Here is a 12,186-nt window from a genome sequence, read left to right as displayed (position 1 = left end):
ACTAGTTTTATTTTTCTTCTAAAATTTTGACGACCTTACCCTTTAGTAGTGTATTTTATCTTTTTTTTCGTACGTTTGTTCAAAACATCATTTTTGTGCTTTTTTACTTACAAATATATAGATTTTATCCTATAAAAAGCAATAAAAATATGTTATAATCTAAAAATAATTGCAATGATCGTAAACAGAATCTTACAAATTATTGACTATAAAGGAATTAATAGAAGAAAATTTTATATCGAAACGGGTCTTTCTAACGGCTTTTTGGATAAGGTTAAAGATGTTGGTGCATCAAAAATAGAGCAGATACTTCGCATTTATCCTGAAATTAATCCGGAATGGCTTCTGACAGGAAAAGGGCATATGCTTGAAAATGCGGCCTTTTTTGAGTACGAATGGGGAATTAAAATGAGTCAGATTGAGGAACCTTCTACTATTTACGAAGTCACGACCACAAAAACACTGAAGAAGCAATTTGTACCGGTTTATGATGTTGAGAATGCTGACGGGGCAGTTTCCTTATTTAAAGAATCGGAAGAAAAACCAATTGACTACGTCTCGGTTCCCAACTTACCCAAATGCGATGGCGCTATTTATGTAAGTGGAGATCGCATGTATCCTTTTTTAAAGAGCGGTGACCTTATCATTTATAAAAAAATGAGCCGCAGGATCGAACATATTATTTGGGGAGAAATGTATTTGATTTCTGTAGTAACTGATGAACCGGAAGAATTTCTCCTGATCCGATGGGTACAAAAATCTGACAAAGGAGAAGATTGGATTAAACTGGTTAGCGAAAACAGCCGTTATGAATCGAAGGATATTCTTCTTGAAAATGTTGAAGGATTAGCTTTAGTAAAAGCGACAATTCGAATCAATTCCAACTTTTAACATTAAGTCTTAAAAATCAAAAACTTACCTTAAATCTTCTAAAATTGTGAATATCTATTTCATAATTTTAGGAGATTTTTTTTCGGTAAAATCTATCTTTGGCATCCTTAAAAAAATAATAAAGATGAGCGCAACTTGGTACGAATGCAAGGTAAAATATAGAAAAACGGACGAAACCGGAGGGCAAAAAGTTTTAACAGAGCCTTATTTGGTAGATGCTTTGTCTTATACAGAAGCTGAAAGAAGAATTAATGAAGAGATGTCGGCTTATATCAGTGAAGAATTTAAAATCACCAATATAAAAGTGGCCAATTACGCCGAAATTCACCCATTTGAAAATACAGACCGTTGGTTTAAATCCAAGGTTTCTTTATTGGCTTATGATGAAGAAAGCGGTAAAGAAAGAAAGTCTAATATGTACATGCTGGTTCAGGCCAATGATGTGAGGGAGGCTTACGACAACACGCTGCATGTGATGCAAAGCACTATGGGAGAATATTCTATCCCGGCGGTTTCTGAGTCACCTATTATGGATGTTTTCCCTTATTTCAGCGGTGAAGAAGGAGAAGCAGAACAACTGGAAAGATTCAATAGACTAAAAGCTTCTAAACCTGCACAGGCAGCCGCAGAAGTTATTGATCATATGGAATTTGAGACTGCATTGGAGGAATAGTGTACACGGATCCGGCAGATTCGCTAAAGCGAAAACGCAGATTTAGACAGATTTCTTTTTTTAGATTTCTCTTTAAAATTATAAAAAAGCAAAAGCTTCGGATTTCTCCGAAGCTTTTGCTTTTTACTCTTATATACAAAGTTATTTTCCTACTTCAGGAAAAAATCGGCATCGATTAAACGGTTTCCGGTATCGTCATAAACGGCATAGTTGAAACCTCCCTGAATGCAATACGAACCATATTCTCCTGCTTTGTTCAGGGCAATAAAACCTACCTGAATGTCTTTTAAATCTTTGTTTCGGTTCTTGGTTAGTTTTACGATGCGGGCAACGGCTTCTTCACAGGCTTTTTGAGGTGATTTGCCTTGTCGCATTAATTCCACCACAAGGTGGCAGCCCGAAATTCTTACGACTTCTTCACCATGCCCCGTAGCGGTTGCGGCCCCTATTTCATTGTCGACATATAAACCGGCTCCGATAATTGGCGAATCACCAACACGGCCGTGCATTTTAAATGCCATTCCGCTTGTGGTACAGGCTCCGGAAAGATTACCGTTGGCATCCAAAGCGATCATCCCAATGGTGTCGTGGTTCTCGATATTGGCAATGGGTTTGTATTTGCTGTCTTTGAGCCATTCTTTCCATTCCTTTTCAGATTCCTCTGTCAGCAGGTTTTCTTTTTTGAAACCTTGTGCTACTGCAAATTGCAAGGCTCCATCACCCACCAGCATCACATGAGGTGTTTTTTCCATGACTGCTCTTGCAACCGATATGGGATGTTTGATATATTCTAAAGCAGCAACTGATCCTATATTGGCGTTTTCATCCATAATACAGGCGTCCAACGTTACACGACCATCTCTGTCCGGGCGTCCGCCATACCCAACACTTCTTTCTTTGGGATCGCCTTCGGGAATTTTAACTCCGGCTTCAACAGCGTCTAAAGCGGTTCCTTTGCTTTTTAGAACTTCCCAGGCGGCTTCATTGGCCTGAATTCCAAATCTCCAGGTGGAAAGCACAATAGGCTTTTTTCCTTTTTTAGAAACTGTGCTTTTTTCTTCTTCTTCCGAGTTGGAATGAAAAGATTGCAAGGCTATAGCTGCTGAAGCTATAGCTGCTGTTTTTATAAAATTCCTGCGATTTGAATTTGTCATATCTAATGTTTTATGGACCACTATTTTTTTTGCTACAGATTATAAGGATTCAAAGGATTTCTTAATCTGTGTAAATCTTTTTACTCTGTGGCCTCTAATATAATCAAAACTATGCTGTGTAAAGCAAACTTGTTGCTCCTAATAAAGCTGCTTTTTCGTTGTCTGTAGAAACAGCAACACTGATGGTGCTTCCGGCTTCTTTTATTTTTTTATTGAATACTGGTAGAAAAAATTCACTGGCATTGGCAATTTTTCCGCCAATGATAAAACTATCCGCAGCGAATTTTTCTAACCATGGCGCTACGATGGCTGCCAAATCTTCTCCTAACTGCTCAAATGCTTTCACGGCCAACGCATCTCCGGCTGTTGCCAGATTAAAAAGTTCTAAACCATTGTTCAGTTTTTTTCCGCTTAAAGCGAAATACCCGCCCAAAAGTCCGCGTACTGAAGCATAGTCTTCGGCTATGCCTTCTTTGTAGGGAAGGTCATAAATTTCACCGTCTTTTGGTACCGCATTTCCTGTACTTATAGAGGTTCCTTTGTCTATAAAACAAGCTCCAAGTCCTGTCCCTAATGTGATGGCCATTACTTTTTTAGAAAGGTTTTCAGCATCTTTAAAGACTTCTCCTTTACCAAAACAAACGGCATCGTTTTCAAACAATATCGGAAAATCACCCGACAGTTTCAATTGATTCTGAAACAAATCCCGAACATTGAGTCCATAAAAATGCTCGTATTTTGATTGTCCTTTTATCCAACAAACCCCATTCTCATAGTCAAACGGACCGGGCATACAAACAGCCAACCCTGTGGTATTTTCTACTTTTGAGTTTTCGATTGCGATACGAATTGCTTTTTCCCAAATGGCCATTACTTCTTCTACAGGCAAATTCGAATCGAAAGATTCTTTGTGCAGTGAAGAATCGATCACTTTCATATCTACAATATCAATAATCGCTGCAGTGATATGTGTACCTCCAATGTCTAATCCAACGGCATATTCTTTATTCATTCTTTTGTATTTTGGATTTGAACCGATATAAGGATTAGGAAAAATTTAGTTTTTTTCACCATTAAGAAATTAAGCTGATTCAATCTAACTGCTTAATTTCTTAATGGGGAATATTTTTATCTCCAGTCTTACTAATTCCTTAATGGCAAATATTTTAGTTTAAATGTTTTTGTCTTTTAAAATTTGAGGATAATGAATGCTGGTATGTACTATCATTTCTCCAAATAAGGTATTGGCCCATGCAAACCATTTTCGGGTAAATTTGGCTACATCGTCTTTATGGAATGACTCGTGCATGAAACCGGTATCGGCATTGGTTTTAATCAGGTTGCTGATACATTGTTTGATCTCCTGCTCGTCTACACTGGTAATGGCTCTCAAAACAATACTCATCGGCCAAATGGTGTCTGTCCCGGTATGTGGCCCGCCAATTCCTTCTCCTGCTTTTCCTTTGTAGAAAAACGGATTGTTTTCTGAAAGTACCACTTTTCGGGTATTCAGATACAATGGACTGTCAGGTGCTATTGCTCCCAAATAAGGTAATGACAATAAAGAAGGAACATTCGCATCGTCCATCATGTGGAAACTGCCGTAACCATTAACCTCGAAAGCGATGATTTTTCCGAATTTAGGATGTTCGATGATTCCGTTTTCTTCCAGTCCTTTTTGAACCTGTCCGCGCAATTCTTTGGCTTTAGCGACCAAATTATCGTCTTTTAAAGCCGGTAAAGAGAAAATTTCGATCAAATACCCCAATACTTCAATCGCGAACATATTACTCGGAATTAAATAGCCAAATAAAGTACTGTCGTCACTTGGTCTGAAAGTCGAAACGATTAATCCGCATGGTTTTACCGGATAACCGTAACCGCTTAAAGGCACTCCGTCTGTTGCCCAGGCTGTAACTCTCTGGAAATTGTAAGGCCCTTTGTCATGCATTCTTTGCTGTTCTTTGAACGTCTGCAATACCAAAAGCATGGCTTCTTTCCACTTGCTGTCGAACAAACTGATGTCTCCGGTTTCTTTCCAGTATCCGTGCGCCAATCGTATCGGGTAACATAAACTGTCAATCTCCCATTTGCGCTCGTGAATTCCGGGCTGCATCTTGGTCATGTCGTTTTTCCACTCGCTCACTTGCGCAAAATCTTTGTAGAAAGCATTCGCATAAGGATCAAGCAAAATACATTTGGTCTGACGGTTGATGACTCCTTTTACTAATTCTGCCAGCTTTTTATCTTCTTTTACAAACGGAATATAAGGCCAGATCTGCGCTGTACTGTCACGCAGCCACATGGCATCGATATCTCCTGTAATGACATAAGTATCCGGTTTTCCGTCGATAATTTCAAAATCGACAGTGGTATCTAAGGTGTTCGGAAAACAGTTTTCAAACAGCCATGCCAGTTCCGGATTGGCAATTTGTTTTTTGATTCTTACAATGGCAGCTTCAATTGCTTTACTGGTAAATTTTCGCTCTGCCAAGGGAGGTCTTTTACTTACAAAATCTTTGATCGAAAAATTAAATGCATCCGACTGCATTCCGAAAACATCCGTTTGAAGCGCTAATAATCCTGCTGAAAAAATCCCTGTATTTTTTATAAATTTTCTACGTGACTGCATAGTATTATTTTGAAGTTGAATAAGAATATGGATAGGCACTTGAAGAAGTTCCTCTTTGTACATTTGGTTTACTGCTCATGTCGAAATTGAATTCCCCTCCTTTTAATACTTCAAAGTGATTGATGAAGTTTTTGGTATGGATGGTGTTGTTCCACTTTAATTCCTGAACATATTTGTTGTCGGCTGAATTGTTTGGAGCATTGATGATCAATTGTTTTCCATTTTCAAGTTCGAGCGTAATTTTTTTGAACAAAGGTGCTCCAAGCACATACTCGTCGGTTCCCGGGCAAACCGGATAAAATCCCATGGCAGAGAAAATATACCAGGCCGAAGTTTGTCCGTTATCCTCATCTCCGCAATAACCGTCGGGAGTTGGTTTGTACAAACGGTTCATCACTTCTCTTGACCAATATTGTGTTTTCCACGGCTCTCCGGCGTAATTGTACAAATAAATCATGTGTTGAATCGGCTGATTGCCATGAGCGTATTGTCCCATATTCATAATCTGCATTTCGCGAATTTCATGAATAACAGCTCCGTAATAGCTGTCATCAAAAACCGGAGGAGTCGTAAAAACGGCATCTAATTTGGCGGTGAATTTTTTCTCTCCTCCCATTAAATCGATTAAACCTTGTACATCATGAAAGACACTCCAGCTATAATGCAAAGCATTTCCTTCTGTAAAAGCATCTCCCCATTTAAGTGGATTAAAATTTTTCGGGAAACTTCCGTCTTTATTTTTACCGCTCATCCATCCGATTTCAGGATTATAAAGGTTCTTATAATTCATCATTCTTTTTTCGAACAAATCGATTTCTTTTTTCGGACGGTTTAATGCTTTAGCTAATTTCCAAATCGCAAAATCATCATAGGCATATTCTAATGTTCGTGCCGCATTTTCATTAATTTTTACATCATAAGGAACATAACCTAAAGTATTGTAATACGACACTCCTTTTCGTCCTACTGCTTCTAAAGGTCCTTCGTTATTTGCTCCATGTACTAAGGCTTCGTACAATTTATTGATGTCATAACCGCGTAATCCTTTCATGTAAGCATCTGAAACTACCGAAGCTGAATTGTTTCCTACCATCACATCTCTAAATCCCGGACTTGACCATTCCGGCAGAAAACCACCCTCTTTGTAGTCGTTGATAAGTCCTTCCTGCATTTCTTTGTTGATCGAAGGATAAACCAGATTTAACAGAGGATACAAGGCGCGGAACGTATCCCAAAAACCTGTTCCTGCATACATATAACCCGGTAATACTTTACCGTTATACGGACTGTAATGTACTGTTTCTCCTTTTGCATTGATCTCATATTGTTTTTGCGGAAAACAAACAGTACGATATAAGCAGGAATAGAATGTTTTTAGCTGTTCTTCGCTTCCACCTTCTGCGGTTAATTTTCCTAAAACTTTGTTCCATTCTTGTTTGGATTGTGCTACGGTTTCCCTAAACGATGCCATGCCTAATTCGTTCTTTAAATTCAATTCGGCTTGTTCGAAACTAATAAATGAAGAGGAAACTTTTACGTTTACGATTTCTCCTTTTTTAGTTTTAAATCCAATAACAGCACCTACATGATTGTCTTTTAATTCGAGTTTGTCTTTTTCTAAAGTTTTCCCGTGCCAGCCAGCAGTAGTGGCAAAAGGCTTGTCGAATTGCAACACAAAATAGTTTTTGAAATTCTCCGGAACTCCACCACTATTGCGGGTGGTATAACCAATAATTTTATTTTCGGACGGAATTATTTTGATGTAAGATCCTTTGTCAAAAGCATCAATTACGATAGAAGACTGTTCGTTTTCCGGAAATGTAATCTGAAAATGTGCCGCTCTTTCGGTAGTGGTAATTTCTGTGGTTACATCATAATCGGCTAAGTAAACGCTGTAATAATATGGTTTTGAAACCTCAGCTTTATGACTGAACCAGCTTGCTCTCTCGTCTTCGGTAAAAGCCAGTTTACCAGTTACCGGCATGATCGAAAACTGTCCGTAATCGTTCATCCAAGGTGATGGCTGATGGGTTTGTTTGAATCCTCTGATCTTATCAGCAGTGTAAATATAGGCCCAACCGTCACCCATTTTTCCCGTTTGCGGTGTCCAGAAATTCATTCCCCAGGGTCTGCAAATCGCCGGATAGGTATTTCCGTTCGAAAGACTGTGCAAAGATTGTGTTCCCATTAACGGATTTACATACTCTACAGCATCTACTGCTTTGATCTGTGCATTGACAAAACCGAAGCATTGCAATAGTCCTAAAAAAAGTAAACTCTTTATTTTCATTTTATGTGAGATGTGAATTGTGAAATGTTAGATGTAAAATGCAACTGAAAACTGCGACTGAAAACTGAAGACTTCTTAAAAAGGTCTATCTGCTTTACTAACTCCAAAAGTTGTCGATGGTTTGCTTCCCATAAACAGTTTCAGTTCTCCTCCTTTTACAATCATATCATGTGTGATATAGGATTTTGTATAAGGTTTTCCGTTATACTCCGCTTTTTGGATATAGATGTTTGTCTTGTTATTATCGATAGCTTTCAATGTAAACGAGATACCTTCTTTATGATGTATCGTTGCCGTATTGACTAACGGACTTCCTAATACATAAATTCCGTTGGCTGGATTAACCGAATAGAATCCCATAGAAGAGAAAACGTACCAAGCCGACATTTGCCCCAAATCTTCGTTTCCACATAATCCATCGGGTTTTGTCGAATAGAATTTATCGTCGATTTCACGGATTAGTTTTGCCGTTTTCCAAGGCTGCCCTGCATAAACGTACAGATACGGAATATGATGATTGGGTTCGTTTCCTTGTGCGTACTGACCAATTAAGCCGCTAATATCCGGAGAGATTTCTTCACCTTCTACTTTGTCTGTGATTAAGAAAAGAGAATCTAATTTAGCCAGAAATTTTTCTTCACTTCCGAACAAATCAATCAAACCATAAGGATCCTGCGGAACTAACCAGGTGTACTGCCAGGCATTTCCTTCTACATAATCGTCTTTTCGGTGTGCTGATGAAAGTGGATTGAATGGCGTTCTCCAGTTTCCATCCGTCAATTTACCTCTCATAAAAGTGGTTTCTTTGTCGAAGTACAATTTGTATAAATTGGCTCTTTTGGAGAAATAATTATAATCGTCGGTTTTGTTCAGATCTTTTGCCATTAGTGCTACACAATAATCGTCGATAGCATATTCTAAAGCGTTCCCAACAGATTCGAGCATTTTATCAGCCGGGATGTATTGCAGTTTTTGTACATAATCCATTCCGTCACGGGTTTGCATGGCCGTTTTTTTGATGGCTTCATAAGCCAAAGCAACATCATATCCTCGGTAGCCTTTCATGTAAGCATCAACAATAACCGCTATGGAGTGATTTCCGTTCATGGTATTGGTTTCATTCCCCATTAAATGCCAAACCGGTAATCTTCCCTGCTGTTCGTAGATGGCCAAAAACGATTTTACAATATCATTGATTTTGTCGGGCTGTGTAAGGGTATACAACGGATGCAGTCCGCGATACGTATCCCAAAGTGAAAAGGTTGTGTAATTGGTGAAATTTGCTTTTTCGTATACTTTTTTATCGGTACCTCTGTAATCTCCGTTAACATCATTAAAGATAGAAGGTGCAAACATGGTGTGGTACATCGCAGTGTAAAAAACTTTCATGGTTTTATCATCTGCTTTGATCTGAATTTTGTTGAGTTCTTTGTTCCATTTTGAAGTCGCTTCTTTGGCTACAGCCTCAAAATTCCAACCCGGAATTTCGGCTTTAATGTTTGCCGAAGCATTCTCATAACTTACCGGAGATATTCCGACTTTTACTAAGATCTGTTTGTCTTTTAAGGTTTTAAAATCTAAAACCGCTTTCATTTTTACGGCTTCTCCCTCGCTTCCTGCAACTGCAGTAGTAGCATCATACAAGGCCATCGCAGCAATTGGTTCAGAAAATTCCATAGTGAAAAAAATACGCTGATCTGCAGCCCAGCCCGCCGAGTATCTATAACCAACAAGCGTAGTTGCATTTATTTTTTTGATATACGTTTTAACCGGCTTGTCCCAGCCAATTCCGTCTGCAAGATCCAGTAAAACGTGATTGTCTGTGGCGGAATTAAAAGTATATTTATGAAAACCAACTCTTTCGCTGGCGGTCAGTTCTGCTTTAATTTTATATTTGTCTAAGAAAACGCTGTAATATCCGGCTTTACTCACTTCGTTCTGATGGGAGAAATAAGAACCATAACCGGTAGTCATATCTTCTTTTGTTCCTTTGGTAAGCGGCACCTTTCCGGATACCGGTAACAGCAAAATATCATTAAGATCTCCAATTCCTGTTCCGCTTAAATGAGTGTGGGTAAAACCTAAAATAGTATTACTGGCATAGTTGTACCCACTGCACCAATCCCAGCCTTCAAAGACATTAACGGGCCCTAATTGTACTGCTCCAAATGGAACGTTAGCCCCCACAAATACGTGTCCGTGACCCGCAGAACCTATAAACGGATTGACATATTGTGTATAATCTGAATTGGTCTGTTTTGCCTTCTTTTGCTGTGAAACAACCGGATTGGCAAAAAATAGATTTAAAGCTAAAATACCGCTAAAAGCTATTTTGTTATATTTTGTAAACATATTATTATTTTATTTTGAACATAAAACTTAACCGCAAAGTGCGCAAGGATTTACGCAAAGGACACAAAGTACAAGCACTATCATGCTCCTCTACAAAATACCTATGTCTCTTTGAACCTTTGTACCTTTGCAACTAAAAATCTAAGAACCTCAGCACCTTAGAACCTTAGTAACTTAGTACCTTTTTAAAACATCATATAAAGAATAAACTCTAATGACCGGCTTTGCTATTGCACCTTCAAACGTAATGGTTTTCTCTTCTCCTGCTTTCAGATCGAAATAGTTGTCGCTCCATTTTCCGGTATATCCTTTTATGGAAACGTTGACGTATTTAGCAAATTTTGAAGCTTTTAAAGTCAGTTTATTTCCTTTTACCTGCCAGCTGATTTTTGGGTCTTCCAATTTTAGATTGATCGGACGGGTTAAATCAATTTCTGGTGTTTTATCATCGCGATAAGCTTCTTTCATGGCGTACCAGGCTGCTTTAGGCTGTCTGTCGTAATAATCGGTAACACTCCAGCTTGCTACCGGCCAGCAATCGTTAAGCTGCCAAACCAATGTTCCCATATTGTAAGGTGCTTTTGAACGGTGGATTCCGATAATATTTTTAAGGGAATAATACTGTAAACACTGTGTCAGATAGGTATAATCCTCAACATTCATTTTCTTGATTTTGGTCGAATCAATAAAATATCGGTTCAGATACGAATCTAATTTCATGAATCCTTTTCCTGCTTTTTGATGGGCCTGCAAAATATCCGAATACAAATAGCGGTCTTCAGGTACAGTGAATTTTTCTATAGAAGAATAATTTGGCATGGCCTGCATTCCGTATTCGCTCACAAAACGTCCTGTTTTATTCTGCACGGCTTCCACATCTTCCAATCCCCACCAGGTTCCCCAATAATGACTGTCGCCTTCGGTTAGACTTTTTGCTTTCGACCAGTGAAATGATGGTGAAGAACTAATATATGGCCGTTTATCGTCTACTTCTTTTACCCATTTTGGGATACTGTCCTGAAACAAACGAACGTAGTCTTTCCATAAACGAATAGAATCCTGTTTGGGCATTTTCATGCTTTTTTGCCATCCCCAATCTTTAAAAGCTTCGTCGATTTCGTTATTGCCGCACCACAAAACAATACTCTTGTGATGGCGTAAACGTTTCACCTGATACTGAACTTCTTTTTTTACATTGGCGAAAAAAGCATCATCTCCCGGTACCATTGTTCCTGCAAACATAAAATCCTGCCACACATAGATGCCGTTTTTATCGCATAAATCATAAAAATAATCGTCTTCATAAATACCACCTCCCCATACGCGAAGCATATTCATATTAGCCTCTTTGGCCCTGCCAATTACTTTTTCATATTCTTTTTTGGTCACTCTGGAAAGAAATGCATCCGACGGAATATAATTGGCTCCTTTCATATAAACCGGTTTTCCATCGATTTTAAAATAGAACGTTTTCCCCACCTTATCCGGCTCCTGAACCAATTCGATTTTACGATCTAACACATACGGCTTCTCTCCTTCTTTTTTATCGTAAGCTTCTAAACGCGGAGTTTTCCAAATTCCGCAAGTGGTGAATTTTGGCCCCCAGTCCCAGCCAAAATGGTATTGCGCTTTACGTACATACGCACGTGGATTGTCGGGAATTACAAAAGGTAAATCTTTCTTAGCTAGGGAATCTACTACATTTTGCGCCGATTTAAACACAATAACCAGATTGTTATTCCCTGATTTCAGTACTTTTTTTACGTCTACACGCCACTGCAGGAACATATTGTCTGCTTTCAAAACCATCTGATTGTTCAGATATACGGTGGCGTAGGTATCCAGTCCGTCAAAAACCAGTTCTGTATGTTTTTTAGCGAGTGTTGCCGGGCTTACCTGAAAAGTGGTTTTATACTCCCAGTCTTTCTTTTCAATCCAGGTTAGTTTTTTTTCATTGTCCCGGTAAAATGGATCCGGTATGGTTTTATTGTTCAGCAAATCGGTATGTATTTCTCCCGGAACTGTTGCAGGATACCATTTTTCGGTTTTAGTTTCCCGATATTGCCAGCTGGTTTTTAAATCTTTATTTTGAGCATTTGCCGCCAATGAAAAATTGGCGAGACAAACGCCGACAAACCAATAAAATCTTTTTTTATACTCCATTTTATACCAATTATAATTATGTATCTAGTCT

8 protein-coding genes are annotated in these 12,186 nt (G+C 38.7%); 2 read left to right on the top strand and 6 right to left on the bottom strand.

What is annotated here, in order from left to right; genetic code table 11:
• Nucleotides 1-174 precede the first annotated feature (174 nt).
• Nucleotides 175-891, top strand: a complete 717-nt coding sequence (locus ACAM30_RS12540; protein WP_369614970.1) for a helix-turn-helix transcriptional regulator — start codon at nt 175-177, stop codon at nt 889-891.
• 124 nt (nt 892-1,015) lie between these two features.
• The gene (locus tag ACAM30_RS12535) at nt 1,016-1,564 is read left to right on the top strand and encodes a DUF4494 domain-containing protein (RefSeq protein ID WP_264532406.1); all 549 of its coding nucleotides are present in this window, start codon (nt 1,016-1,018) and stop codon (nt 1,562-1,564) included.
• Nucleotides 1,565-1,713: 149 nt separating this feature from the next.
• Here the strand turns inward: ACAM30_RS12535 and ACAM30_RS12530 are convergent, their stop codons facing one another.
• The 6 genes from ACAM30_RS12530 to ACAM30_RS12505 all read right to left on the bottom strand — a co-directional run bounded on the left by ACAM30_RS12530 (nt 1,714) and on the right by ACAM30_RS12505 (nt 12,155).
• The gene (locus ACAM30_RS12530) at nt 1,714-2,718 is read right to left on the bottom strand and encodes an isoaspartyl peptidase/L-asparaginase family protein (RefSeq protein WP_369614969.1); all 1,005 of its coding nucleotides are present in this window, start codon (nt 2,716-2,718) and stop codon (nt 1,714-1,716) included.
• A 109-nt stretch (nt 2,719-2,827) separates the two neighbouring features.
• Nucleotides 2,828-3,730, bottom strand: coding sequence for an ROK family protein (locus tag ACAM30_RS12525; protein ID WP_369614968.1), 903 nt, complete (start codon nt 3,728-3,730; stop codon nt 2,828-2,830).
• Nucleotides 3,731-3,889: 159 nt separating this feature from the next.
• Nucleotides 3,890-5,350 (bottom strand): glycoside hydrolase family 125 protein, encoded by a 1,461-nt coding sequence (locus tag ACAM30_RS12520; RefSeq protein ID WP_089077755.1) that lies wholly within the window; start codon nt 5,348-5,350, stop codon nt 3,890-3,892.
• Between the two features lie 4 nt (nt 5,351-5,354).
• The gene (locus tag ACAM30_RS12515) at nt 5,355-7,640 is read right to left on the bottom strand and encodes a GH92 family glycosyl hydrolase (RefSeq protein ID WP_369614967.1); all 2,286 of its coding nucleotides are present in this window, start codon (nt 7,638-7,640) and stop codon (nt 5,355-5,357) included.
• Between the two features lie 75 nt (nt 7,641-7,715).
• Nucleotides 7,716-9,992: a GH92 family glycosyl hydrolase gene (locus tag ACAM30_RS12510; protein WP_369614966.1), complete on the bottom strand. Its 2,277-nt coding sequence runs from the start codon at nt 9,990-9,992 to the stop codon at nt 7,716-7,718.
• Between the two features lie 174 nt (nt 9,993-10,166).
• The gene (locus ACAM30_RS12505) at nt 10,167-12,155 is read right to left on the bottom strand and encodes a glycoside hydrolase family 2 protein (protein WP_369614965.1); all 1,989 of its coding nucleotides are present in this window, start codon (nt 12,153-12,155) and stop codon (nt 10,167-10,169) included.
• Between the last annotated feature and the right edge of the window lie 31 nt (nt 12,156-12,186).

It is taken from the genome of Flavobacterium sp. CFS9 (assembly GCF_041154745.1).
In the GTDB taxonomy this organism is placed as follows: domain Bacteria; phylum Bacteroidota; class Bacteroidia; order Flavobacteriales; family Flavobacteriaceae; genus Flavobacterium.
This window is presented reverse-complemented; position numbering and strand designations above follow the sequence as displayed.